Origin of the sequence: Streptomyces sp. NBC_00539 (assembly GCF_036346105.1) — a bacterium.
Classification (GTDB): domain Bacteria; phylum Actinomycetota; class Actinomycetes; order Streptomycetales; family Streptomycetaceae; genus Streptomyces.
This window is the reverse complement of the sequence record NZ_CP107811.1, coordinates 5,570,653-5,595,919: the sequence shown is the minus strand read 5'-3', so window position 1 is coordinate 5,595,919 and position 25,267 is coordinate 5,570,653. Positions and strand designations below refer to the sequence as shown.

The window sequence follows — 25,267 nt, the reverse complement described above, 5'->3', positions numbered from 1 at the left end:
ATCGGAGCCTCCACTTGTGGGCCGGGGACACAGGTCTCCGGCCGGTCGTAGCCCAATATAGCATTCCGCGCCAGGGCCGCTCACCCGGAGCCGGGCGGTCCGCGGCCGGCGCGACCCGGCTTATCGTGTGGAGCATGACTGACGCGACCCCCACCCCCGCCACCGAGGACGGCTCCACGCCGGACGCTCCCGACTACGACGCCATGACCCGCGACATCGCGGACGTGCCCGCCGTCGAGGTGATCACCACGGTGGCCGTGCACCTGCTGAGCGCCGCGGCGGTCAACCTGGGCCTGGACAAGCCCGACTCCGAGCACAAGGACCTCGACGAGGCCCGCAAGCTGATCACCGCCCTCGCCGGCCTGGTCACCGCGAGCGCCACCGAGATCAGCTCCTTCCACGCGGCCCCGCTGCGCGACGGCCTCAAGTCGCTCCAGCTTGCCTTCCGCGAGGCCTCGATCGTGCCGGACGAGCCGGGCCAGGGACCGGGCGAGAAGTTCACGGGTCCGGTGTACGCGTAGGGCGCGCCCCTCACCGAACGGACCGCGAAGGGCCGGGACAGCCGCTCGGCGGCCGTCCCGGCCCTTGTGCGTACGTACGCGGCCTGGATCGACGCGGCCCTGCGGGCCGCCGGCGTCAGCGGGTGAAGAGCGGCTCCCCCGGCGGCGGCGCGGCGGCCGCCGGCAGCAGGGCAAGGTCCAGCCCGCGCACCAGCCGGCCGCGCAGCGTCTCGTCGGCCGCGAGCGCCTCGGCGACCCGGCGGGCGGCCGCCGGGCCCCCTGCGTCGGAGGCCGGCACGATCGCGAGGGTGCCGTCGGAGCCGGCGCTCCCCGGGCCGAGGTGGGCGCGCAGCACGTCGGGCTCCCCCGCCACCGCCGCCCGTACGGCCTCGCGCACGGCCGGGTCGGCCAGCGGGTCCGGGTCCGTACGGCCCTCCGCGAGGGCCAGCAGGGCCGGGCCGGTGAGCTGGTACGGAACCGGACCGGCCAGGTCGAGCACGACCGTGTCGGCCTTCTCGTGCGCGGCGGCCGCCAGGGCCTGGTGCAGCGGGACCGCCACCGGGCGGGCCGCCGGGTCCCACAGCGCCAGGGAGGCCGTGGAGGTGAAGGCCGGCAGGGCCCGGCGGTTTCCCGCGGTCAGGGTGGGGACGGCCATGTCGCTGGTCTTCTCGCGCCGCAGACCCGTCTCGGGGTCGGTCTCGGCCTCCCCGAGCACGGCGACGACGGGCACCAGCAGGCGGGCGCCCTTGAGGGCCGCCAGCACCTGCGGTTCGCGCGAGCGGTCCTGCGCCCAGGCGGCCAGGGCCGCGCTCAGCGCGGGATCGGCGGAGCCGTCGTCGTCGGAGAAACCGGGGTCGGGAATGTTCTTGTTCGCCACAGTTACCCGACCCTATCCCGCCGCGGGCCGCGCGGGCGCCGGGCCAGTACGGCGGCCACCGCGAGCAGCGCCACTCCCGCGGCGGCCGCCGCCGGGGCGCCCAGGCGCGGCCGGCGCTCGGAGCGGGCGGCCGGCTCCGGGCCGGGACCGAAGTAGGGGCGCCCGGCCGAGACCGGGGCGGGCAGGGCGGCTTCCGGGCGGAGCCCGGCCGCGCCCTGCAGCGCGGCGGCGGCGTCCACCGTTCCGTACCCGCGGGAGTCGTCGCGGCCGCCGGCCGGGGCGTCCGAGGCGGTGTCCCGCAGCAGCTTCTTGATCTGCGCCGGGGAGAGGCCCGGGTGGGCGGCCTTGACCAGGGCCACCGTGCCCGAGACGAAGGCGGCGGCGGCGCTGGTGCCCCAGCCCTCGTAGTAGCTGCGGTCGGGGTCGGCGATGACCACGTCGACGCCGGGGGCGCTGACGGTGGCGTACCAGTGGCGCGTCGAGAAGCCGGCCTTCCTGCCCCTGCGGTCGACGGCGGCCACGGCGATCACCCCGGGGTAGGCGGCCGGGAAGGAGGCGGGGTCGCCGTGCTCGCCGCCGTTGCCCGCGGAGGCGACGACGACCACGCCCCTGCCCAGGGCGTACTGGACGGCCTCGTCCTCGGCGGCTTCGTGGTGGGCGGATTCGCTGTCGTCGCCCAGCGAGAGGTTGATGACGTCCGCGCCGTGGTCGGCGGCCCAGCGGATGCCTTCGGCGAGGGCCCCCGACTTGCTGTCGCGGGCCTTGGCGCGGCCGGGATCGCTCTCCTCCAGGATGACCCGGACCGGGAGGATCCTGGCGCGCGGCGCGACGCCGAGCACGCCTTCGGCACGGTCGGGGCCGTGGCCGCGCCCGGCGATGATGGCGGCCATCGCGGTGCCGTGGCGGGCCCAGGCGCGGTCGCCGCGCCCCGCCCCCATGGCGACGAGGTCGGCACCGTCGAGGACCTGGCCGGCGAGGTCGGGGTGGGTGCCGTCGACACCGGTGTCGAGGACGGCGACCGTGACCCCCTCGCCCTGGGTGGTGCCCCAGGCCTCTTCGGCGCGCAGGGTGAGCAGTCCCCACTGGCGGTCGCGGATGGTGTCGGCGGCCGCGGGGTGGGCGGTGGCGGCGGTGAGGAGGGCGGCCAGGGCCAGGGCCGCGGCCGTACGGGGCCGGCTCATCCGGCGGGTTCCGGGTCCGTGCGGTGCCGCCCGGGCGGGGCGGCGAGGTCCTCGACGGCGCGTTCGATCCGCCCGGCGACGGCCTTGGCCTCGTGGCCGAGTCCGGCCTGGGCCGGCGCCCCGGTGGCCCCGGGGCGGGCCGCCTCCTCGGCGGGCTGGGGCGCGTCCTGGACCCGGCCGTCGGCGAAGGCGGAGACGGCGTAGACCACGGCCGGGGCCACGGGGACGACGCTCGCGGTCCAGGTGGCCCGCTGGGGGTCGGTGAAGCCGTAGGCGGAGGGGGCCGGGAGGCGCCCCCGCAGCCCGTCCATGGTGGCGGGGCCGGCGGTGGTGAAGACGAGGCCGACGCTGACCAGGGAGCTGCGGGTGGAGTCGGTGTAGGTGGCGCGCAGGACGCGGGCGCAGCCGGTGGCGGCCAGGGCGGTGCGCCAGTCGGCGCCCAGGGCGGCGGGGCCGCAGTCGGCGTCGGGGGCGAGGGCGACCCGGGTCCAGGTACGGTCGGCGCCGCCGGGACCGTCGCCGGGGCCCTCCAGCACGGGCGGCAGGAGCCGGTCGGCCGGGGCGTTGCGCCACAGCGACGCCGCCGCGCGGTAGGCGGCTTCGGCGGTTGCGGGGCGCCGGGTGGCGCGGTGGTCGTTCCAGGCGGAGGCGGCGGCCCCGGCGGTGAGGCCGGTGCCCAGCAGCGCGCAGAGCACGGCGGCGGTGACCCGGGCGGGGCTGCGGGGGCCGGTGGCCGGCGCCGTTTCGGCTCCGGTGAGGTCCGCGGGCAGCGGTGTGGACGTCGTCATCCGGCGGCTGTGCCCCCCGTTCGTCCGCTGCGGCCTTGTCCCCACTCTACGAGGTCGCGCGGGCCCGACGGGGGCGTCCCCCCGGGCGCGGGACGGCCCGACGGACCGCCGCGGACCCCTACCCACGGGTACACCCACGTGGCAGGCTGCCGCCATGACTTCCGATCGTGCCCGGTACGACGCGGCCACCGCCCATCTCGACGCACCGCTGGCGATCGTCGACCTGGAGGCGTTCGACGCCAACGCCGACGACGTGGTCCGCCGGGCCGGCGGCAAACCGGTCCGCGTGGCCAGCAAGTCCGTGCGGTGCCGGGCGCTCCTGGAACGGGTGCTGGCCCGGCCCGGGTTCGCCGGGATCATGTCGTACACGCTCGCGGAGAGCATCTGGCTGGCCCGCTCCGGGTTCGAGGACGTGCTCCTCGCCTACCCCAGTGCCGACCGCGCCGGTTTCGCCGAACTCGCCGGCGACCCGAAGCTCGCCGCCGCCGTCACCGTGATGGTCGACGACCTGGCGCAGCTGGAGCTGATCGACCGCGCGCGCGACGGCGGCGCCCAGGAGATCCGCGTCTGCCTGGAGCTGGACACCGCGCTGCACCTGCTCGGCGGCAGGATCCGCGTCGGAGCCCGCCGTTCGCCGCTGCGCGAGCCGGACCAGCTCGCCGCGCTCGCCCGCGCGGTCGGTGCCCGTCCGGGGTTCCGGGTGGTGGGGCTGATGGGCTACGAGGGCCACGTCGCCGGGGTCGGTGACCTCCTCGCGGGGCGCCCCGTGCGCTCCCGGGTGATCCGGCTGATGCAGGCCGCGGCGCGCAAGGAGCTCGCCGCCCGCCGGGCCGGGGCGGTGAGGGCGGTGCGGGCCGTGGTCCCGGACCTGGAGTTCGTCAACGGCGGTGGCACCGGCAGCGTGCAGCACACCGCCGCGGAGGAAGCAGTCACCGAGATCGCCGCCGGGTCGGGGCTGTACGTACCGCGCCTGTTCGACAACTACACCTCGTTCCGGGGCCGTCCGGCGGCCCTCTTCGCCCAGCCGGTGGTGCGCAGGCCCGGCGTCGGGGTGGTGACGGTGCTCGGCGGCGGCTACCCGGCCTCCGGCGCGGCCGGAGCGGACCGGCTGCCGGAGCCCTACCTGCCGCGGGGGCTGCGCTACGACCCGCAGGAGGGTGCCGGGGAGGTGCAGACGCCGCTGCTGGGCGGCCCGGCCGACGACCTGCTGATCGGGGACCGGGTCTGGTTCCGTCACGCGAAGGCCGGCGAGCTGTGCGAACGCTTCGACGCGCTGCACCTGGTCGAGGGCGACCGGGTGACGGCCACCGTCCCGACCTACCGGGGCGAGGGCCGCACCTTCCTGTGACCGCGGCCGGCCCCGTGACCGCCTCCCGCGGCCGGGGCCCGTGACCGCGGCAGGTGCCGGTGACCGCGGGCCGGGGCCTGCGACGGCAGCCCGGCGAATTCCGGATGACCGCGGTCCGTACCGGCACGTAACGTGCCCTCCATGGACCCGCTCACCGAACAACAGATCCGCTCGTCCTTCGTGAACTGCAGCAAGGGCGAGGCGGCCCGGCTGAGGCTGCCCCTGGACTTCGCCGAACTCCCCTGGGAAGACCTGGACTTCCTCGGGTGGGTGGATCCGGGCGCGCCGCTGCGCGCCCACATCGTGCGTCCCGGTACGGACGGTTCTCCCGTCGGCATCACCCTGCGGGTCCCGGGCGCGAACCGGGCGGGCGCCTTCAAGTCCAGCATCTGCCAGATATGCCTGACCGGGCACGCCTCCTCCGGTGTCGCCCTCCTCGTCGCGCCCCTGGCCGGGGCCCGCGGCCGGGAGGGCAACAGCGTGGGTACGTACCTCTGCGCCGACCTGGCGTGCTCCCTCTACATGCGGGGCAAGCGGCAGCCGAAGCTGCGTACCCGCGGCTACGAGGAGACGCTGTCCGTGCAGGAGCGCGTCGCGCGCGCCGAGGCCAACCTGGACGCCTTCGCCGCCAAGGTCACCGGCTGACGCCGCCGGTCAGTACACCGAGTCCGTCTGGTCCGGGACGACGCTCGCGTCGGCCCGGCGGACGGGGCCCGGGGTGCCGTCGTGGCCGACGTAGCCCGTCGTCGCGCACGGGTACGGGGTGTCCTTCTGCTTCTTCGGTTCGATGAACACCGGGTTCACGATCCACTTGCCGTCGCTGTTGTCGTAGGCGCGGCACATCAGTTCGTTCTTGTTCCGGTTCAGCACGAGCCGCAGCGCGGTCGCGTCGCGCAGGAACGACACGTCGGTGTCGGAGTCGCCCGCGGCGAAGACCTGGCGCCGGGCGGCGGGCTGGACCTTCTCGGCGGCGGCTCCCCGCACCCCGAAGACTTCCTGGTTGATCCAGCAGCGCTTGCCGTCGATGTAGGTGATCATCGTGTCCGCGCCGTCCTCCACCGACCCGCAGCCCCGCAGGCGGGAGGTGAACCTGCCGCCGGAGGTGGTGGTGTTGCGTATGCCGATGACGTGGTCCGCGCGGACTCCCACGCCCTTGGCCCAGACCTCCACGACGGGCTGGGGCGAGGCCGAGGTGATCCACACGTCGAAGCCGGCCTTCCGCAGGCCGTCGATCAGGTCCCGCTGCTGGTCGTAGTAGCGGACCCAGCCGGTGGCGGTGGCGCTGCCGACCCGCTGGGTGGCGCCGACCGGTGCGGCGAGGTTCTCGGCCCGTGCGGCGGCCGCGAACGCACGGACGTCTGCGGGGCGCCAGCCCTGCGTCAGCTGCGCCAGCCAGGCATAGGCGGGTTCGACCGTGCGGTGGTCCCAGCCGGCGAAGGCGGGGGCGCCGGCCCTGGTCGTGGCGGTGCCGTAGACGGCCATGACCTCGTCCGCGCAGGCCGTGCCCGCGGGGGTGCCGGTGGGCAGCGGGGCGCCGGGGCGGCCGAGGGGGTCGCAGGCCGCCGCGAGGGCCCCGACGGCGTCCGGGGTGAGGTAGCGGCTCGTGGCGGACCAGTCGCCGGAGGCGGGGCGGCGTATCTTGCCGTGGCGCAGCAGCCAGTACATCGTGGCGTCGCCGACGTCGTTCTTGACGACGGTGTTGTCCCAGTCGAAGACGGCGACGGGCCTGGTGCGGGCGGGGCGGTGCGGGGCGCACGTGCCGTACTGGTCGATCAGCTGCTGGAGCCGTGCCCGGTTGTCCCCGTACCACCCGGCCGCGAGCTGCGGGGTGGTGCAGTGGGTGGCGGGCACGGCCCGGGCGGCGGGCGCCGTGGCCGCGAGGGCGCCGGCGCACAGGGTGACGGCGGCCGCCACGGCCTGGAGCCGCCCGGCGCGGAGGGGTCGGGTCACGGGCCTGGACCTCCTGTTCTGCGGGGATCGTCGGGGCGGTGGAGCACGGCGGCCGGGCCGCCCTCGGCGCCCGGCCGCCGCAGGCGGCACCGGCGCTGCTACAGGGGCGTGACGTACGCGCCCGAGATACCGCCGTCCACGAGGAAGTCGGTGGCGTTGATGAAGGAGGAGTCGTCGCTGGCGAGGAAGGCGACGGCGGCGGCGATCTCGGTGGGCTCGGCGAACCGGCCGAGCGGGATGTGCACCAGGCGCCGGGCGGCCCGCTCGGGGTCCTTGGCGAACAGTTCCTGGAGCAGCGGGGTGTTGACGGGCCCCGGGCACAGGGCATTGACGCGGATGCCCTCACGGGCGAACTGCACGCCGAGTTCGCGGGACATGGCGAGTACGCCGCCCTTGGACGCGGTGTAGGAGATCTGGGAGGTGGCGGCGCCCATGACGGCCACGAAGGAGGCGGTGTTGATGATGGAGCCCCGGCCCTGGCGCTGCATGTAGGGCAGGGCGGCCTTGCAGCAGAGGTACACGGAGGTGAGGTTGACGTCCTGGACGCGCTTCCACGCCTCCAGGCCGGTGGTGAGGATGGAGTCGTCGTCCGGCGGGGAGATGCCGGCGTTGTTGAAGGCGATGTCGACGGAGCCGTAGGTGTCGAAGGCGGTCTTGAAGAGCGCTTCGACGTCCTCGGGGCTGGTGACGTCGACCTTGACGAAGGTGCCGCCGACTTCCTCGGCCGCGGCCTTGCCGGCGGTCTCGTCGATGTCGCCGCAGACGACGTGGGCGCCCTCGGAGGCCAGGCGCCGGGCGGTGGCGAGGCCGATGCCGCTGCCGGCGCCGGTGATGACGGCGGTACGGCCGACCAGGCGGCGGCAGACGATCTCTTCGTTGACTCGACTGGACATGGGTTTTCAGGCCTCCGTGCTGATGAAGACGTTCTTGGTCTCGGTGAATGCGGTGAGGGCGTCGGGTCCGAGCTCCCGGCCGAGGCCGGACTGCTTGTAGCCGCCGAAGGGGGTCCAGTAGCGGACGCTGCTGTGGGAGTTGACGGACAGGTTTCCGGCCGCGACGGCCCGCGAGACGCGCAGGGCGCGGCCGATGTCGCGGGTCCAGAGGGAGCCCGAGAGGCCGTAGTCGGTGGCGTTGGCCAGCCGTACGGCGTCCTCTTCGTCCTCGAAGGGCAGGACGACGGCCACCGGGCCGAAGACTTCCTCGACGGCGACGGGCGCGGTGGCGGCGACGCCGGTGACGAGGGTCGGCGGGTACCAGAAGCCGGGTCCCTCGGGGGCGGTGCCGCGGATGGTGGTGAGGTCGTCGGTGACGTACCCGCTGACGCGTTCGAGCTGGGTCCGTGAGATCAGCGGGCCCATCTGGGTCTTCTCGTCGGCGGGGTCTCCGACGCGAACGGCTTCGACGGCGGGGGCGACGAGTTCCAGGAACCGGTCGTAGGCGGAGCGCTGGACGAGGATGCGGGTGCGGGCGCAGCAGTCCTGGCCGGTGTTGTCCAGGAAGGCCATGGGGGCGGCGGCCGCCGCGGCCTCGATGTCGGCGTCGGCGAAGACGATGTTGGGGCTCTTGCCTCCGAGTTCGAGGGTGAGCCGCTTCACCCGCTCGGCGCATTTGGCCATGATCTGCTTGCCGACCGCGGTGGAGCCGGTGAAGACGATCTTCGCGACTCCGGGGTGTTCCACCAGCGCGTCACCGGTGACGGTGCCCGGGCCGGGCAGCACCTGGAAGAGGTGCTCGGGGATCCCGGCTTCGAGGGCGAGTGCGGCCAGGCGCAGTGCGGTGAGGGGGGTGGTCTCGGCGGGCTTGAGGATGACGGCGTTGCCCGCGGCGAGGGCGGGTGCCAGGGCCCAGCCGGCGATCGGCATGGGGAAGTTCCAGGGGGCGATCACGCCGATGACGCCGAGGGGTTCGAGGAAGGTGACGTCGATTCCGCCGGCGACGGGGATCTGGCGGCCGGAGAGCCGTTCGACTCCCCCGGCGGCGAATTCGAGGAGGTCGCGCACGTTGCCCGCTTCCCACCGGGCGTTGCCGATGGTGTGGCCGGCTTCGCGGACCTCCAGCAGGGCGAGTTCCTCGGTGTGCGCGTCCACCACCGCGGCGAAGCGGCGCAGCAGCCTGGCCCGGTCGGCGGGGGCCGCGGCCGCCCAGCCGCGCTGTGCGGCGGCGGCCCTGGCGACGGCGGCGTCGACGTCGTCCCGTGTGGCGGCCGGGACGGTGGCGACGAGTTCCTCGGTGGCCGGATTCAGCACGCGCAGAGCGGAAGGGGCCAGCACATCGGACACGTGGTTCCTCACATGTTTTCCGTAGGGGGAGTTACAGGCGTTCGAAGGAGCGGCGCAGTTCCCAGTCGGTGACCGCCGAGTCGTACGCGTCGAGTTCCACGCGGGCCATGTTGCGGTAGTGGGCGACGACCTCGGGGCCGAAGGCGGCCTTGGCGATCTCGCTGTTCTCCCAGAGTTCCGCGGCTTCGCGCAGGGTGGTGGGGACGTGCGCGTAGTCGGCGGTGTAGGCGTTGCCGGTGCAGGCCTCGGGCAGTTCGAGGCGGTTCTCGATGCCGTAGAGCCCGGCCGCGACCAGTGCGGCGACGGCGAGGTAGGGGTTCACGTCACCGCCGGGGAGGCGGTTCTCGAAGCGCATGGAGGGCCCGTGGCCGACGACGCGCAGGGCGCAGGTCCGGTTGTCCGCGCCCCAGGCCACGGCGGTGGGGGCGAAGGATCCGGGCCGGAAACGCTTGTACGAGTTGATGTTCGGGGCGTAGAGAAGGGAGAAGTCGCGCAGCGCGGCGAGCTGGCCGGCCAGGAAGTGGCGCATCACGGGGGACATGCCGTGTGCGTCGCCGTCCGCGCCCCCGGCCATCGCGTTGTGTCCGTCGGCGTCGGTGAGCGAGAGGTGGATGTGGCAGGAGTTGCCCTCGCGCTCGTCGTACTTGGCCATGAAGGTGAGCGAGACGCCCTCTTGGGCGGCGATCTCCTTGGCGCCCGTCTTGTAGACGGAGTGCTGGTCGCAGGTGGTGAGCGCCTCGTCATAGCGGAAGACGATCTCGTGCTGCCCGAGGTTGCACTCGCCCTTGGCGGACTCGACGACCAGGCCGGCGGCCTGCATCTCGTTGCGGATGCGGCGCAGCAGGGGCTCGATGCGGCCGGTGCCGAGGACCGAGTAGTCGATGTTGTACTGGTTGGCGGGGGTCAGGCCGCGGTAGCCGGAGTTCCACGCCTGTTCGTAGGTGTCCTTGAACACCATGAACTCCAGCTCGGTGCCGACCATCGCGGTGTAGCCGTGTCCGGCGAGGCGTTCCAGCTGGCGGCGCAGGATCTGGCGGGGGGCGGCGACGACGGGCGAGCCGTCGTTCCAGGCGAGGTCGGCGAGGACGAAGGCGCTGCCGGGGTTCCACGGGAGGCGGCGCAGGGTGGCGAGGTCGGCGTGCATGGCGAAGTCGCCGTAGCCGCGGTCCCAGGAGGACATCTCGTACCCGTCGACGGTGTTCATCTCGGTGTCGACGGCGAGGAGGTAGTTGCAGCCCTCGGTGCCGAGGTCGAGGACCTCGTCGAGGAAGAACCGTGCGGCGAACCGCTTGCCCTGGAGCCGCCCTTGCATGTCGGGGAAGGCCAGGACGACTGTGTCGATCTCGCCACTGGCGACCAGGGAGCGGAGCTCCTCGGGCGCGAGCGGCGGCTTGCGGTCTACCACTGGAATCTCTCCTTCGGTGAGCCGAGTGGGCCTAAGGTATTGAACAGAACCATTGCTTGGGAAGGGGTGGAGCCCAGATGACCGATACGGCGAGTGAGGGCGACGCGATCGCGCGGCTGAATCCCGTGCTGCGGCAGGTGCGGGCGGGCAACGGTTTCGAGGAGGCGCTGGAGCAGATCCTCCAGGTGGTCCGGCTGGGTCTGGTGCCGGGCGGGGAACGACTGCCGCCCGAGCGGGAGTTGGCCGAGCGGATGGGCATCAGCCGGGTCACGCTGCGCGAGGTACTGAAAGTACTCCAGGACCAGGGCCTGGTGGAGGCGCGGCGCGGCCGCTACGGCGGGACGTTCGTACGGGCGCGCCCGGACACGCCGGCCGGCGGCGCCGAGCAGGAGCTGCGGCGCCGGGTGGCGGGGGTGGACATCGAGGACGCGCTGCGGTTCCGCGAGGTACTCGAAGTGGGCGCGGCCGGCCTGTGCGCCTCGCACGGGCTCACCGAGGAGGGCACGGAGCGGCTGCTCGGCGCCCTCGCGGCCACCCACGACGCCCCGCTCCAGGAGTACCGCCGCCAGGACACCCTGTTCCACCTCACCCTGTGCGAACTGGCCGGTTCCCCCACTCTGACGGCCCAGTACGCAGCCGTCCGGGCCACCGTCAACGACCTGCTGGACTGCATCCCGCTGCTGGTGCGCAACCTCGAACACTCGCAGCAGCAGCACACCGCGCTCGTCGAGGCGGTGCTGGAGCGGGACGCCGAATCGGCCCGCGAGACGATGCGCGAGCACTGCTGCGGCACGGCCGCGCTGCTGCGGGGCTTCCTGGCGTGAGCCGTCAGGGGCGGACCCCGGCCGAGAGCGTTTCGTAACCCCCGTTTAACGCCAGGGTCTTGCGCGCTCCACCCGCATGACGCAAAGGTACGCCTCACAACCTTTGCATGCCGCATCCCCCTCACCCGTTGCACCACCTTGCCCCAGGCAGGAGCGCACATGGCCGACGACATCGAGGCCCGGCTGACCGCCGCGCCCGCAACCACCAAGGCCCCGCAGGCCCCGGACACGTACCTGGAGCGCCGCACGCTGCGCCGCGGCAGCGCCGGCTGGCTGCTGCTCACCGGCCTCGGCGTCGCCTACGTCGTCTCGGGCGACTTCTCCGGCTGGAACGTCGGTCTCGCCCAGGGCGGGTTCGGCGGTCTCGCCATCGCGACGGCCCTGATGGGCGCGATGTACGCCTGCCTGGTGTTCTCGCTCGCGGAGCTGTCGGCCATCTTGCCCACGGCGGGCGGCGGTTACGGCTTCGCCCGCCGGGCGCTGGGCACCTGGGGCGGCTTCCTCACCGGCACGGCCATCCTCATCGAGTACATCCTGGCGCCCGCCGCGATCTCCATCTTCATCGGCGACTACGTCGAGTCGCTCCACCTCCTCGGCCTGACCTCCGGCTGGCCCGTCTACCTCGCCTGCTTCGCCGTGTTCATCGGCATCCACCTGTGGGGGGTGGGCGAGGCCCTGCGCTTCTCGCTCGTCGTCACCGCCGTCGCCGTGCTCGCCCTGGTCGTCTTCGCGCTGGGCGCCTTCACCGAGTTCGACCCGTCCCGCCTCGACGACATCGCCGTCGACACCAGCGCCGCGGGCGCGAGTTCGTGGCTGCCGCTCGGCTTCCTCGGCATCTGGGCCGCGTTCCCCTTCGGGATGTGGTTCTTCCTCGGGGTGGAAGGCGTTCCGCTGGCGGCCGAGGAGGCCAAGGACCCGGTGCGCTCGATGCCCCGCGCACTGTCGATCTCGATGGGCATCCTCGTCCTGCTGGCCCTGATGACGTTCCTGGCCTCCACCGGCGCGCGCGGCGCGGACGCCATCAAGGACGCGGGCAACCCGCTGGTCGTCGCACTGGAGGGCGACCCGGGGCTGTCCTGGCTCAAGACCTTCGTCAACTACGCCGGTCTGGCCGGGCTCGTGGCCTCCTTCTTCTCGCTCATCTACGCGGGCTCCCGTCAGCTCTTCGCGCTGTCGCGGGCCGGCTACCTGCCGCGATTCCTGTCCCTCACCTCGAAGCGCAAGGCCCCCTACCTGGGCCTGCTGATCCCCGGTGCGATCGGTTTCGCCCTGGCCGCCGCCACCGGGAACGGCCCGCGCATGCTGAACATCGCGGTGTTCGGCGCGACCATCTCCTACGCCCTGATGGCCCTGTCCCACATCGTGCTGCGCCGCCGCGAGCCGGACCTGGAGCGCCCGTACCGCACGCCGGGCGGGGCCGTCACCTCCTCGGTGGCGTTCGTGCTGGCCCTGTCGGCGCTGGTCGCCACCTTCCTGGTGGACAAGGACGCGGCGTTCATCGCGCTGGCCGTCTACGCCGTCGCCCTCGCCTACTTCGCCTTCTACAGCCGCCACCGTCTCGTCGCCTCCGCACCCGAGGAGGAGTTCGCTGCGCTGGCCGAAGCCGAGGCGGAATTGACCCGCGACTGAAATCCTGACGCTGACTCGGATCCCGCCCTCCTGGAGGTAGAACCGTGCCCAGGCCGCTCATCGGCATCACCACCTATGTGGAGGAGTCCACCCGCTACGGCGTGTGGGACCTCGCCACGTCCCTCGTCCCCTCCGGGTACTACGAACTCGTCCAGGCCGCGGGCGGTACGGCCGTACTGCTGCCCCCGGACGACCCGTCCCGGGCGGGGGAGGTACTGGGCCGGGTGGACGGCCTGGTCATCGCGGGCGGCCCGGACGTGGACCCGGTGCGCTACGGCGCGGCCCGCGATCCGCGTACGGGCGCCCCCGCGACGGTCCGCGACACGTGGGAGCTCGCGCTGATCGGGGCCGCGCTGACGTCCGGCGCCCCGCTGCTCGGCATCTGCCGGGGCATGCAGGCGCTGAACGTGGCCCTGGGCGGCACGCTGATCCAGCACATCGACGGCCACGTGCACACCCCGGGCGTCACCTCCTGGCACCCGGTCCGACCGGTCCCCGGCACCCGCTACGCGGCGCTGGTCCCCGAGGAGGCGGAGGTCCCGACCTACCACCACCAGGCGGTGGACCGCCTCGGCGAGGGGCTGGTCGTGTCGGCGCACGCGCTGGACGGCACGGTCGAGGCCATCGAACTCCCGGATCCGGACCGCTGGGTGGTGGGCGTCCAGTGGCACCCGGAGCGCGACAAGGACACCCGCGTGATGGCGGCCCTGATCGACGCGGCGGCGGAGTTCAACCTCACCACCCCCGCCCCGGCGCTGACCCCGGCGACGGTGTAACCCGGGCCCGGCCCACCCCGGACCGCCGCCCGGGCGCCCCGGCGGGCCCGGTGCGAGCCCCGCACGGGCGCCACCGGGCGCCCCCGCGGGTTCCGGGCGGCCCCCGCACGAGGCTCCGCCGGGCGGGGCCCGGTCAGGCCGGGCGGCGGGTCAGGGACAGCAGGTCGCGGGCCGGGCCGGCCGGGCGGGCGCCCGTCGGCCACACTGCCCGCAGGGCCCGCGCCAGCCCGGCCCCGGCCACCGGTACCTCCACCAGCCGCCGCGACGCCAGCTCGTCCCCCACCGCCAGCTCCGACAGCACGCACGGCCCCGCCCCGCTCAGCGCCGCCGACTTCACCGCGGTGGTGGACGCCAGCTCCAGCAAGGGCTGCGCCAGCCCCCCTGACGCGGCCAGCGCCGCGTCCAGGACCTGCCGGGTCCCCGACCCCCGCTCCCGCAGGATCAGCGGGGTCGCCGCCAGCTCCGCGGCCTCCACCCCGCGCGAGCGCCGCGCCCACGCGTGCCCCGGCGCCACCGCCACCACGAGCCGGTCCTGCGCGATGACCACCGAGTCCAGACCCTCGGGCACGGACAGCCCCTCCACGAACCCCAGGTCCGCCTCGTGCGCGAGGACCAGCTCGGCCACGATCGCCGAGTTCCCCGCGTGCAGCGACACCGCCGTCCCCGGCCGCTGCCCCCGCAGTGCGATCAGCCACCCGGGCAGCAGGTACTCCGCGATCGTCATGCTGGCCGCGACCCGCAGCCGCGAATCCCGCTGCCCCCGCAGCGCCTGCGCGCCCACGTCGAAGGCCTCGGCCGCCTCCACCACCCGCCGCGCCCAGTCCGTGACGAGCGCCCCCTGCGCCGTCAGCGTCGAGCCGCGCGGCGAACGGTCCACCAGCGCCACCCCGAGCCGGGTCTCCATCGCCCGGATCCGGCTGCTCGCCGCCGGCTGGGTGATGCCCAGCCCCCGGGCCGCCCCGCTCAGGCTGCCGACCCGCGCGACCGCGAGCAGCAGCTCGAGCGCGCCCAGGTCCGGCACCCGGTGCGCCAGCGGCACCACTTCCTCGTTACCCATAAATGCAGTTTATGCCGTCATACGAAACCACCCCCTGGCCCGGCCCGCCCCCGGACCCGAGGCTGGGCCCATGGCCACCACCCGCGTGCTACCCCGCACCACCCCCGCACCCGCGCACCCCGCCCACAAGGCCGCCGCGCTCCGCCACCTCGGTCCCAACTGGTACGCCTGCGTCATGGGCACGGCGATCGTCGCCAACGCGGGCGCCACCCTCCCCCACCAGCTCCCCGGACAGCGCGTGGCCTGCCAGCTCGTATGGGCGCTGTCCGCCGTGGCCCTCGCCGCCTTGCTCACCGCACGCGCCGGGCACTGGCTCCACCACCGCGACCAGGCGCGGACCCACCTCCTCGACCCCGCCGTGGCACCCTTCTACGGCTGCCTGGCGATGGCCCTGCTGGCCGTCGGCGCCGGCACCCTGCTCGTCGGCAAGGACCTCATCGGCACCCCGGCGGCCGTCGCCGCCGACACCGTGCTGTACACCGCCGGGACCGTGATCGGCCTGCTGATGGCCGTACTGGTCCCCTACCTGATGGTGGTGCGGCACCGGATCGAGCCGGGCCAGGCCACCCCCGTGTGGCTGCTGCCCCTGGTCTCCCCCATGGTCTCCGCCGCCGTGGGCCCCCTGCTCATCCCCCACCTGCCCGCCGGCCAGGCCCGCGAGGCGATGCTGCTGGGCTGCTACGCCCTGTTCGGCGTGAGCCTGCTGGCCACGCTGGTGATGCTGCCCCTGGTCTTCGGGCGCCTGGTCTTCAGCGGGCCGCTGCCCCTTGCGCTGACCCCGACCCTGTTCCTGGTCCTGGGTCCCCTCGGCCAGTCGACCACCGCCGTGAACCAGCTCTCCGACATGGCCCCGCTGTCGATCGGTGCGCCCTACGCCCACGCGTTCGGCGCCTTCGCCGTGGTCTACGGGGTGCCCGTGACGGGCTTCGCCCTGCTCTGGCTGGCCCTCGCCGCCGCGATGCTGGTCCGGGCGGCCCGGGCGGGCATGGGGTTCGCGATGACCTGGTGGGCGCTGACCTTCCCCGTCGGCACCTGCGTGACCGGTGCCACCGGCCTGGCCCGCCACACCGGCCTGACCGCCTTCTCCTGGCTGGCCACCGCCCTGTTCCTGACGCTGCTGACGACCTGGCTCGCCGCCACCGCCCACACCCTGCGCGGCCTGTTCACCGGCCGGCTGCTGCCCCGCTAGGCCGTCGCCGCCCCCAGGGCCTGCGACAGCACCGCCGGAGCCCGCACCAGCGAGGGCCCGTACCAGGTCAGATGCCGGCCGCTCACGAGCGCGGCCGGCAGGCCCGGGAAGGCCTCGGGGCCGTCCCCGGCCGTGAACCGGTACGGCTCGTCCGGCAGGACCACCAGGTCACAGCCCGCGGCGGCAGGCTCGTCCGGCCCGATCCGCGGATAGCGCCCGGCATGGCCGGCGTAGACGTTGATCACGCCGAGGCGGGCCAGGACGTCCCCGGCGAAGGTGTCCCGGCCCAGGACCATCCACGGCCGCCGCCACACCGGTACGACCGCGCGCACCGCGGGCAGCGGCACCACCCGGGCCCACGCCGCCTGGGCGTCGTCCAGCCAGCCCGGCCGCGCCAGCCCCAGCGCCCCGACCAGCACGCGTTCCAGTTCGGTGAAGGCCTGCGGCAGCGTACGGACCTCGGTGACCAGCACCCGCACCCCGGCGGCCTCCAGCGCGGCGAGGTCCGCGGGCCGGTTCTCCTCCTCGTTGGCTATGACCAGGTCCGGACGCAGCCCGATGATCGCGGGCACGTCGGGGTTCTTCGTCCCGCCGATCCGTACCGCGTCCGCGAGGTCCCCGGGGTGCGTGCACCAGTCGGTGACCCCGACGAGCCGGCCCGGCGCGCTCACCGCCACCGCCTCCGTCAACGACGGCACCAGCGACACGACGCGCCGCACTGTGCTCAGTGCTCCGGCGAGGGCGGCTCGGACGTGGCGTGGATGTGCTCGCCCACCGCCACGACCAGGAGCCGGGTGTCCTCGCTCACGGCCCGCCAGCGGTGGCGCACACCGCCGGACAGGAACAGCGCGTCGCCGCTCTCCAGCCGGTACGCCCGCCCTTCGGCCTCCACCTGGCAGGCGCCCGCGACGACGTACATCAGCTCGTCGTTGCGGTGCTGGTACTCGCGGCCGGCGTCCTGGTCCCCGCTGAACTCCAGGGCGTGCAGTTGGTGGTGCCCCCGTACGAGGGGACGCACGCCCGGGGCGGGCGCCAGCCCGGAGTCGTCCCCGGCCCGTACCAGGTCCACCGTGCGCGCGGTGTCGGAGGCGGCCAGCAGTTCGACGGCGGTGGTCTCGAGGGCGTCCGCGACCCGCTCCAGGGAACGCATGCTGGGCCGGGCCCGCTCGTTCTCTATCTGGCTCAGGAAGGGGACGGACAGGCCGCTGCGGGCCGATACGACGGCAAGGGTCAGGTGCAGGGCGCGGCGCCGTTTGCGTACGGCGACGCCCACCCGAAGCGGTTGCTCCTTGGCGTCCTTCTCCTTCTCGTCCCTGCCGTCGGTGCCGATCTTGCCGTCCCTGCCGTCCTTGTCGTTCATGTCGGGGCTGCCCTCCCCTAGGGGGTTTCCGACGCGGGCCGGGGCCGGCCGGCCCGTGGTCCACTCGTCGCACATCGGTGTGCTGTAAGCACCTTACGCAGCAACCGCCCCCCAAATCGCGTTCACGGCAGGACCGGCCGCCGACGGCGGGCCGCCGGGGCGGCTGCGGCATCATCGTCAGCGTGACGACACGACGCCTGATGCTCCTGGACACCGCCTCCCTCTACTTCCGCGCGTACTTCGGCGTGCCGGACTCCGTGAAGGCCCCGGACGGCACACCCGTCAACGCCGTGCGCGGCCTGCTCGACTTCATCGGGCGGCTGGTCCAGGACCACCGCCCCGACGACCTGGTGGCCTGTATGGACGCCGACTGGCGGCCGCAGTGGCGAGTGGAGCTGATCCCCTCCTACAAGGCGCACCGGGTCGCGCAGGAGACGCCGGACGGCCCCGACGTGGAGGAGACGCCCGACACGCTGACCCCGCAGGTGCCGATCATCGAAGCGGCGCTGGACGCGTTCGGGATCGCGCGGGTGGGCGTCGCCGGGTACGAGGCGGACGACGTGATCGGCACCCTCACGGCCCGCGCCACGGGCCCGGTGGACATCGTCACGGGCGACCGGGACCTGTACCAGCTCATCGACGACGAGAAGCAGCGCCGCGTGCTGTACCCGCTCAAGGGCGTGGGCTCGCTCCAGCTCACGGACGAGGCGTGGCTGCGGGAGAAGTACGGGGTGGACGGGCCCGGCTACGCGGACCTGGCGCTGCTGCGCGGGGACCCGAGCGACGGCCTGCCGGGTGTCCCCGGGATCGGCGAGAAGACGGCGGCCAAGCTGCTGGACGCGTTCGGCGGCCTGCCGGGGATCATCGCGGCGATCGACGACCCGAGGTCGAAGCTGACCCCGACGCAGCGCAAGCGGCTGGACGAGTCCCGGCCCTACCTGGCGGTGGCCCCGAAGGTGGTCAAGGTCGCCCCGGACGTCCCGCTGCCCGCCTTCGACCCGGCGCTCCCGACGGCGCCGGCGCATCCTGAAATGGTCGAGGCGCTGGCCCGCCGATGGGGTCTGGGCGGAGCGGTGGCACGTCTGGGCAGCGCACTCCGGCGATGAGATGCTAACTTAGGGGAACCTAAGTTTCTGGGGAGTCAGGGGAGACGCCGTGGCAGAAGGACGCGCCCGCACAGTCGGCACCGCCGTCGTCGTACACACGGAGCGGCTGACGCCGCACATGGTGCGGGTGGTGCTGGGCGGTGACGGGCTGACCGGATTCGGCGCGGGCGAGTTCACCGACCACTACGTGAAGCTCCTCTTCGCCCCCGAGGGCGTCACCTACGCCACGCCCTGGGACCTGGAGCGGATCCGCGCCGAGCACCCGCGCGAGGAGTGGCCGCGCCAGCGCGCGTACACCGTCCGCAACTGGGACCCGGTACACGGGGAGCTGACCCTCGACTTCGTCGTACACGGCGACGAGGGCCTCGCCGGCCCCTGGGCGGCCTCCGTCCAGCCGGGCGAGGAGGTACGTTTCCTCGGCCCCGGCGGCGCGTACGCCCCGATGCCGACGGCGGGCTGGCACCTGCTGGCGGGTGACGAGAGCGCGCTGCCGGCGATCGGCGCGGCGATGGAGCGGATGCCGGCCGGCGCGGTGGTGCACGCGTTCGTGGAGATCGACGGACCCGCCGACCAGCAGAAGATCGCCACCCCGGACGGTGTCGTCCCGGTCTGGCTCCACCGCGGCGACCGCCCGATCGGCGAGGCCCTGGTGGAGGCGGTCTCGGCGCTGGAGTTCCCCTCCCGCGACGTGCACGCCTTCGTCCACGGCGAGGCGGGCTTCGTCAAGGACCTCCGCCACCACCTCCGCGTGACCCGCGGCATCCCCCGCGAACGCCTCTCGATCTCCGGCTACTGGCGCCTGGGCCAGACGGACGAGGCCTGGCGGGCGATCAAGCGCGACTGGAACGCCAAGGTAGAAGCCGAACAAGAACCCGCCGCAGCCGCCTGACCCCCAGGATCGCGGCGCCGGGCCACCCCACCCAGCCCCCGGCGTCACCTCCAGCCCCGCCGAAACTTGAGGCGCCGGACCACCCCATCCAGCCCCGCCGACACCTGAGGCGCGGGGCCGCCACTTCCAGCCCCGCGGCGTCACATCCGGCCCCGCCGGCGTCACATCCAGCCCCGCCGACACCTGAGGCGCCGGGCCGCCACCTCCAGCCCCGCCGGCGTTTGAGGCGCGGGGTCGCGGGGCGGAGCCCCGCAAAGCCCGGCGCAGCCGGGCCCGCTCCGCGCGACGGCGCCGCACCCACCCAGCCCCGCCGACGGAGGGGGCGCGGCGCCACCGTCACCGACGGCGCCCCGCGCAGCGATCACCCGGACCCCGTCCACCGGCGCACCTTCGCCCGCCGGTAGCCGCCCGGACAGGGCCTACGCTGGACCCCGATGAGACGCAGATCCCACATCCCTCCCGCACCCCTGCCCCAGCGGGCCGGCATCGACCCGGTCCGCCTGCGGCTGCCTCCCGACCCGGAGGGCCTGTGGCCGGACCTCGGCGCCTACCTCACCGCCCGCTACGCCGGCACCCGCGGCGCCGAGTCCATGGCGCGGCTGCTGGAATCGGGCCGGGTGCTGGGGCCCGGCGGCCGCGTCCTGCGCCCCCGGGACCCGTACGAGCCGGGCGCCTTCCTGTGGTTCCACCGGGACATGCCGCCCGAGCCGGTCGTGCCGTTCCCGATCCGCGTCGTCCACCGCGACGAGCACCTGCTGGTCGTGGACAAGCCGCACTTCCTGGCGACGACCCCGCGCGGCAGCCACGTCTTCCAGACCGCCTTGGCGCGGCTGCGCACCGAGCTGGACCTGCCCGCCCTCAGCCCGGCGCACCGCCTCGACCGGCTGACCGCCGGACTGGTGATGTTCAGCGTCCGCCCCGAGGACCGGGGCGCCTACCAGTCGCTGTTCGAGCAGCGGAAGGTGTTCAAGGAGTACGAGGCCGTCGCACACCACGATCCGCAGGTCCGCCTCCCGCGTACGGTGCGCAGCCGCATCGAGAAGGTCCGCGGTCAGATGGCGGCGGTGGAGGTCCCGGGCGCCGAACCCAATGCGGAGAGCGTCGTCGAACTCCTCGCCGCCCGCGGGGGGCTGGGCCGCTACCGGCTGACGCCGCACACCGGTCGCACCCACCAGCTGCGGGTGCACATGAACGCCCTTGGCCTGCCCATCCTCGGCGACCCGGTCTATCCGGTGGTCACCGCGGCCGCGGATCCGGCGGACTACCGGCGTCCGCTCCAGTTGCTGGCCCGGCGCCTCGCGTTCACCGACCCCCTGACCGGCGCCGCCCACAGCCTGGAGAGCGGGCTGACCCTGCAGGCCTGGGACGACCTGCCCGGCTGGGAAGGCGGCTCCTGAACCCGAACGGCCTCAGGGGCCCGACGGCTTCTCCCTGACCCCCGCGACCCGCAACGCCGCGTCCGCGGCCGCTTCCGCGAAGGCCGCGACCGGCCGCGCCGGGTCGGAGCGGTGGACGAGCATGACCCCCTCGATGAGGCCGAACACGAGGTCGTTGCGCAGGGCCAACCCGTCCCGGTCACCGGCCAGTTCGGCCCCGACGGAGGTGGCCCGCAACAACTCCCGGTACGCGTCGCGCAGTTCCGCGCGCATCCGGTGGAACCGGGTGAAGCGTGTTCCGCCCACCTCCGGCAACAGGTAGAGCGCGCCCAGGTTGTACGGGCCTCCGCACAGCAGCAGCACATCGGAGCGGCACAGCTCCCACAGCCGCCGCGCGGCGGGCAGTGCGGTATCGGCCAGCAGCCGGCGGGCCAGCGCCAGTGAGGGCGCGACCGTGGACTCCAGCAGCTCGGCGAGGAGTTCCTCCTTGCCCGCGAAGTAGTGGTACATCGTCGCCTGGCGCATTCCGGCCCGTTCGGCGACGGTCCGCGTGGTGGTCGCCGCGTAGCCCCGTACCGTGAACAGCTCGGCCGCCGCGCACAGGAGTTCCTCGCGCGGCGGTCGGCCGCTGTGCCGTCTGTGCTGATCGGCGCGTGGCCGACCGACCCGTCTCGGCCCTTCGTCCGTTCCCCCACTCATGTTTCGATCGTCGCACAGGACACGTTCGATCGATCATGGCAAGAGATGAGATCCGGCCCTCCCGCCTCTCGGAGGAAGACCCAAATCCGCTTAGCCGACGGAGCTGTAGGCCACGACACCCCGAAGCAGGGCGTCCACGGCCTTGCGGGCATTTCGCGCCACCGTGCTGCCGCTCTGCGAGGACGGCGGGGCGGAGGACGGGGGCGCCGCCGCCGCGATCTGCCCGAGCACGTCGATGACCTGCTTGCACCAGCGTACGAAGTCACCCGCGGGCATCTCCGCTTCGCGCAGCACCTCGTCCAGGCTCTTGTCGGACGCCCACTGGTAGGCGGCCCACGCGAAGCCGAGGTCCGGCTCGCGCTGGCCCACGCCCTCCGCCTGGTTGATGCGGTGTTCCTCCTCCAGCGCGTCGAGCCGGCCCCAGATCCGGACCATCTCGCCGAGCGCCGCCTTCGCCGCGCCGCCCGGCACCTTGGGCGCCACCGCGTCGTCGGACTGGCGGGCCTCGAACACCAGCGCCGAGACGCAGGCGGCCAGTTCGGCCGGGTTCAGCCCCTCCCACACGCCCTCGCGCAGGCATTCGGACGCCAGCAGGTCCAGCTCCCCGTACAGCCGGGCGAGCCGCTTGCCGTGCACGGTGACCTCGTCCTCGCGCAGGTAGTCCAGCTCGGTCAGCAGCGCGTGGATCCGGTCGAAGGTGCGGGCGATGGTGTTCGTGCGCCCCTCGATGCGCCGTTCCAGCTGCACGGTGTCACGCTTGAGCCGGTGGTAGCGCTCCGCCCAGCGGGCGTGGTCCTCGCGCTCGTCACAGCCGTGGCAGGGGTGCGCCCGCAGTTCGGCGCGCAGCCGGGCGATCTCGCGGTCGTCGGCCGCCGCGGCCCGCCCGCGTCCCCGCCGTTCGGGGACTATGTGCCCGGCCTTGGCCCGCAGGGCCGAAGCCAGGTCCCGACGGGACTGCGGGGAGCGCGGGTTGAAGGTCTTGGGGATCCGCATCCGGTCGATGGCTTCCACCGGGACCGGGAAGTCGATCGCGGCGAGCCGCTTGACCTGCCGCTCCACGGTGAGCACCAGCGGCCGCGGCCCCTCGGTGTACTCGTACCCGCGGTGGCCGTTGGACCGCCCGGCCGGCATGCCCGGGTCCAGGACGAGCGCGAGCCCGGCGAACTTGCCGGTCGGCACGTGGATGACATCGCCCGGCTTGAGCTTCTCCAGCGAGCCGGCCGCCTGCACCCGCCGCTGCGCCGCGCCCTGCTTGGCGAGCTCCGTCTCGCGGTCCTTGAGGTCGCGGCGCAGCCGCGCGTACTCCTCGAAGTTCCCGAGGTGGCAGGTCATGCCCTCCCGGTAGCCGTCCAGACCCTCTTCGTTGCGCTGCACCTGCCGGGAGATGCCGACGACCGAGCGGTCCGCCTGGAACTGGGCGAACGAGGTCTCCAGCAGCTCGCGCGAGCGGTGCCGCCCGAACTGCTGCACCAGGTTCACGGCCATGTTGTACGAGGGCTTGAAGCTGGAGCGCAGCGGATACGTACGGGTGCCGGCGAGCCCGGCGAGCGCCACCGGGTCCATGCCGCGCTGCCACAGCACCACCGCGTGGCCCTCGACGTCGATGCCGCGCCGCCCGGCCCGGCCGGTGAGCTGCGTGTACTCGCCGGGGGTGATGTCGGCGTGCTGCTCGCCGTTCCACTTGACCAGCTTCTCCAGGATCACCGTGCGCGCGGGCATGTTGATGCCGAGCGCGAGGGTCTCGGTGGCGAAGACGGCCTTGACCAGGCCGCGGACGAAGAGTTCCTCCACGACCTCCTTGAAGGTCGGCAGCATGCCGGCGTGGTGCGCGGCGATGCCCCGCTCCAGCCCTTCGAGCCATTCGTAGTACCCGAGGACGTGCAGGTCCTCGGTGGGGATGGAGGAGGTCCGTTCCTCGACGATCTCCCGGACCCGCAGGCGGGCGCCGTCGTCGTTGAGCCGCAGCCCTGCGTACAGGCACTGCTGGACGGCGGCCTCGCAGCCGGCCCTGCTGAAGATGAAGTTGATGGCGGGGAGCAGGTCCTCGTTGTCGAGGCGGGCGATGACCTCGGGCCGGCTCGGGGTCCAGATCCGGCCGCGGGAGCGCCGCTCGCGCTCGCGGTCCGCTTCGCGGACCATCTTGCCGCGCCGCCGCTCCTTCGGGTTGTACGTGCGGCTGTTCTCCTCCCGCGCCATGCGCAGCAGGTCGGGGTTGACCTCGCGGCGCGCGGAGCCGCGGCCGCCGTGGTCGGACTCCTCTTCGAAGAGGTCGTAGACCTTGCGGCCGGCCATGACGTGCTGCCACAGCGGCACGGGCCGCTCCTCGGAGACGATCACCTCGGTATCGCCGCGCACGGTGTCGAGCCAGTCGCCGAACTCCTCGGCGTTGGACACGGTGGCGGAGAGCGAGACCAGGGTCACCGACTCCGGGAGGTGGATGATCACTTCCTCCCAGACGGCTCCGCGGAACCGGTCGGAGAGGTAGTGCACCTCGTCCATGACCACGTAGCCGAGGCCGAGCAGCGACTGGGAGCCCGCGTAGAGCATGTTGCGGAGCACCTCGGTGGTCATCACGACCACCGGCGCCTCGGAGTTGACGCTGTTGTCGCCGGTCAGCAGGCCGACCTTGTCGGCGCCGTAGCGCTTGACGAGGTCGGCGTACTTCTGGTTGGACAGCGCCTTGATCGGCGTGGTGTAGAAGCACTTGCGGCCCTGCCGCAGCGCGAGGTGCACGGCGAATTCGCCGACGATGGTCTTGCCCGACCCGGTGGGGGCGGCGACGAGGACGCCCTTGCCCGACTCCAGGGCCCGGCAGGCCTCGACCTGGTACGGATCCAGGCCGAATTCGTACATCTTGCGGAAGGGAGCCAGGGCGGTGGCCTCTTCGGCGGCGCGGATCCGGGCGGCGGCGTACCGCTGCGCGGGTGAGAGTTCTTCGGTCATCTTGTCTTCGAGCCTACCCGCCGCCTGTGACAACAGTCGGATCTTTAACGGGAGCCCGATGACCGGCCCGACGACCGGCCCGATGACCGGGCCGGGCGGCCCGGGAACCGTCAGGTCGCGTCGTCGTACCCGTTGATCCGTTCACGCCCGCCGTCGGCCTGCCCGGGCAGGGCCGAGGGGGCCGGGGCCGCCTCCACCGCTCCGATGGGCGCGGGCGTCAGGTCCAGTACGGAGGCCTCGTCGTCGTCCAGGCCCGCGTCGGGGTTGCGGCGCTTGCGCCTGCGGTCGTTGATCAGGCAGAGGCCCAGCGCGACGAAGTACAGGGCGATGATCGGGGCGGCCAGCGACATCATGGTGAGCGGGTCACCGGTGGGCGTCGCGAACGCCGCGAAGATCGTGATGCCGAGCACCATGATCCGCCACCAGCTCGCCAGCCGCTTCGCGGTCAGCATACCGGTGAAGTTGAGCAGGATCAGCAGCAGCGGCAGCTCGAAGGCCAGGCCGAACACCACGACCATGCGCGTGACGAGGTCGAGGTAGTCGTCGACCGGCAGCAGGTTGCGCGCGTTGTCGGGGGTGAACTCCAGCAGGATCATCGCGGTCTGCGGAAGGATCTTGTACGCGAGGACGGCGCCGGCGGCGAACAGCGGCGCTCCGGCCGCGACGAAGCCGACGGCGTACTTCTTCTCGTGGCTGTGCAGACCCGGGGCGACGAACGCCCACAGCTGGTAGAGCCACACCGGTGCGGACAGCACCACACCGGCGGTGAGCGAGACCTTGAGGGCGATCGAGAACGGTGCGATGAGACCGTTCACGGTCATGTCGGCGCAGGGACGGCCGTTGCGCTGCGAGACCACCCCGTTGGTACAGCCCACGGAGTCCAGCATCGGCTTGAGCATGAAGTCGATGAGGTCCTTGTAGAAGAAGGCCGCCACCACGGTGATCACGAGGATCGCCAGGACCGACTTCATCAGGCGGTTTCTCAGCTCACGCAGGTGCTCGACAAGGGGCATCCGCCCTTCGGCGTCCTTGTGCGCTTGACCCTGCTTGCGGGCAGACTTGAGCAACCCACGTCCCTTGTCTCGTTGCAG

23 protein-coding genes are annotated in these 25,267 nt (G+C 73.6%); 10 read left to right on the top strand and 13 right to left on the bottom strand.

All coding sequences use genetic code 11. The features are described from left to right. Window positions 1–134 precede the first annotated feature (134 nt). Window positions 135–521, top strand: a complete 387-nt coding sequence (locus tag OG861_RS25110) for a DUF1844 domain-containing protein (RefSeq protein ID WP_329193830.1) — start codon at window positions 135–137, stop codon at window positions 519–521. Between the two features lie 115 nt (window positions 522–636). On the opposite strand, the gene OG861_RS25105 is transcribed toward OG861_RS25110, so the two are convergent. Genes OG861_RS25105 through OG861_RS25095 form a run of 3 tightly spaced genes read right to left on the bottom strand, consistent with a single transcriptional unit; the run spans window position 637 to window position 3,346 of the window. Then, on the bottom strand, window positions 637–1,377 hold the full coding sequence (locus OG861_RS25105; RefSeq protein WP_329193832.1) for an SseB family protein: 741 nt from the start codon (window positions 1,375–1,377) through the stop codon (window positions 637–639). A 2-nt stretch (window positions 1,378–1,379) separates the two neighbouring features. Beyond that, window positions 1,380–2,558, bottom strand: a complete 1,179-nt coding sequence (mycP, locus tag OG861_RS25100; RefSeq protein WP_329193834.1) for a type VII secretion-associated serine protease mycosin — start codon at window positions 2,556–2,558, stop codon at window positions 1,380–1,382. Further along, window positions 2,555–3,346, bottom strand: a complete 792-nt coding sequence (locus tag OG861_RS25095; protein ID WP_329193835.1) for a hypothetical protein — start codon at window positions 3,344–3,346, stop codon at window positions 2,555–2,557. The genes mycP and OG861_RS25095 overlap by 4 nt, the downstream gene beginning before the upstream one ends. Before the next feature lie 154 nt (window positions 3,347–3,500). Between OG861_RS25095 and OG861_RS25090 the strand changes: the two genes are divergently transcribed. Then, entirely contained in the window at window positions 3,501–4,694 is a 1,194-nt protein-coding gene (locus OG861_RS25090) for an amino acid deaminase/aldolase (protein ID WP_329193837.1), read from the top strand. 141 nt (window positions 4,695–4,835) lie between these two features. Further along, entirely contained in the window at window positions 4,836–5,339 is a 504-nt protein-coding gene (locus tag OG861_RS25085) for an FBP domain-containing protein (protein ID WP_329193838.1), read from the top strand. 9 nt (window positions 5,340–5,348) lie between these two features. Here OG861_RS25085 and OG861_RS25080 read toward each other — a convergent pair whose 3' ends face one another. From OG861_RS25080 to OG861_RS25065, 4 genes are all read right to left on the bottom strand, one after another. After that, window positions 5,349–6,644 carry a haloacid dehalogenase-like hydrolase gene (locus OG861_RS25080; protein WP_330261868.1) on the bottom strand — a complete coding sequence of 432 codons (1,296 nt, stop codon included), beginning with the start codon at window positions 6,642–6,644 and terminating at the stop codon, window positions 5,349–5,351. 98 nt (window positions 6,645–6,742) lie between these two features. Next, a complete protein-coding gene (locus tag OG861_RS25075; protein ID WP_329193842.1) occupies window positions 6,743–7,537 on the bottom strand; it encodes a 3-oxoacyl-ACP reductase in 795 nt (264 codons plus the stop codon). Window positions 7,538–7,543: 6 nt separating this feature from the next. Next, window positions 7,544–8,914, bottom strand: coding sequence for an aldehyde dehydrogenase family protein (locus OG861_RS25070; protein ID WP_329202051.1), 1,371 nt, complete (start codon window positions 8,912–8,914; stop codon window positions 7,544–7,546). 40 nt (window positions 8,915–8,954) lie between these two features. Further along, entirely contained in the window at window positions 8,955–10,328 is a 1,374-nt protein-coding gene (locus OG861_RS25065; protein ID WP_329193844.1) for a glutamine synthetase family protein, read from the bottom strand. 77 nt (window positions 10,329–10,405) lie between these two features. Between OG861_RS25065 and OG861_RS25060 the strand changes: the two genes are divergently transcribed. From OG861_RS25060 to OG861_RS25050, 3 genes are all read left to right on the top strand, one after another. Beyond that, window positions 10,406–11,152 (top strand): FadR/GntR family transcriptional regulator, encoded by a 747-nt coding sequence (locus OG861_RS25060; RefSeq protein WP_329193846.1) that lies wholly within the window; start codon window positions 10,406–10,408, stop codon window positions 11,150–11,152. A gap of 159 nt (window positions 11,153–11,311) precedes the next feature. Beyond that, window positions 11,312–12,781 carry an ethanolamine permease gene (gene eat, locus OG861_RS25055; protein WP_330261867.1) on the top strand — a complete coding sequence of 490 codons (1,470 nt, stop codon included), beginning with the start codon at window positions 11,312–11,314 and terminating at the stop codon, window positions 12,779–12,781. Between the two features lie 44 nt (window positions 12,782–12,825). Next, on the top strand, window positions 12,826–13,557 hold the full coding sequence (locus tag OG861_RS25050; protein ID WP_329193850.1) for a gamma-glutamyl-gamma-aminobutyrate hydrolase family protein: 732 nt from the start codon (window positions 12,826–12,828) through the stop codon (window positions 13,555–13,557). Between the two features lie 133 nt (window positions 13,558–13,690). On the opposite strand, the gene OG861_RS25045 is transcribed toward OG861_RS25050, so the two are convergent. After that, window positions 13,691–14,614, bottom strand: a complete 924-nt coding sequence (locus OG861_RS25045) for a LysR family transcriptional regulator (RefSeq protein ID WP_329193852.1) — start codon at window positions 14,612–14,614, stop codon at window positions 13,691–13,693. A gap of 70 nt (window positions 14,615–14,684) precedes the next feature. On the opposite strand from OG861_RS25045, the gene OG861_RS25040 reads away from it, so the two are divergent. Then, a complete protein-coding gene (locus OG861_RS25040; RefSeq protein ID WP_329193854.1) occupies window positions 14,685–15,803 on the top strand; it encodes a TDT family transporter in 1,119 nt (372 codons plus the stop codon). Here the strand turns inward: OG861_RS25040 and OG861_RS25035 are convergent. Continuing rightward, window positions 15,800–16,510, bottom strand: a complete 711-nt coding sequence (locus OG861_RS25035) for a helical backbone metal receptor (RefSeq protein WP_329193857.1) — start codon at window positions 16,508–16,510, stop codon at window positions 15,800–15,802. The two genes, OG861_RS25040 and OG861_RS25035, sit on opposite strands and share 4 nt — an antisense overlap. 17 nt (window positions 16,511–16,527) lie before the next feature. Continuing rightward, the gene (locus OG861_RS25030) at window positions 16,528–17,163 is read right to left on the bottom strand and encodes a helix-turn-helix domain-containing protein (protein WP_443056460.1); all 636 of its coding nucleotides are present in this window, start codon (window positions 17,161–17,163) and stop codon (window positions 16,528–16,530) included. A 200-nt stretch (window positions 17,164–17,363) separates the two neighbouring features. On the opposite strand from OG861_RS25030, the gene OG861_RS25025 reads away from it, so the two are divergent. From OG861_RS25025 to OG861_RS25015, 3 genes are all read left to right on the top strand, one after another. Beyond that, entirely contained in the window at window positions 17,364–18,269 is a 906-nt protein-coding gene (locus OG861_RS25025; protein ID WP_329202055.1) for a 5'-3' exonuclease, read from the top strand. 49 nt (window positions 18,270–18,318) lie between these two features. Further along, window positions 18,319–19,158, top strand: a complete 840-nt coding sequence (locus OG861_RS25020; RefSeq protein ID WP_329193858.1) for a siderophore-interacting protein — start codon at window positions 18,319–18,321, stop codon at window positions 19,156–19,158. 434 nt (window positions 19,159–19,592) lie between these two features. Further along, the gene (locus OG861_RS25015; RefSeq protein WP_329193859.1) at window positions 19,593–20,555 is read left to right on the top strand and encodes a pseudouridine synthase; all 963 of its coding nucleotides are present in this window, start codon (window positions 19,593–19,595) and stop codon (window positions 20,553–20,555) included. 12 nt (window positions 20,556–20,567) lie between these two features. Here the strand turns inward: OG861_RS25015 and OG861_RS25010 are convergent, their stop codons facing one another. The 3 genes from OG861_RS25010 to tatC form a co-directional block, all read right to left on the bottom strand. Further along, window positions 20,568–21,233, bottom strand: a complete 666-nt coding sequence (locus tag OG861_RS25010) for a TetR/AcrR family transcriptional regulator (RefSeq protein ID WP_329193861.1) — start codon at window positions 21,231–21,233, stop codon at window positions 20,568–20,570. Between the two features lie 90 nt (window positions 21,234–21,323). Then, complete coding sequence (locus OG861_RS25005; protein ID WP_329193862.1) at window positions 21,324–24,176, bottom strand: DEAD/DEAH box helicase; 2,853 nt, start codon at window positions 24,174–24,176, stop codon at window positions 21,324–21,326. 110 nt (window positions 24,177–24,286) lie between these two features. Next, window positions 24,287–25,243: a twin-arginine translocase subunit TatC gene (tatC, locus tag OG861_RS25000; RefSeq protein ID WP_329193864.1), complete on the bottom strand. Its 957-nt coding sequence runs from the start codon at window positions 25,241–25,243 to the stop codon at window positions 24,287–24,289. Window positions 25,244–25,267 lie beyond the last annotated feature (24 nt).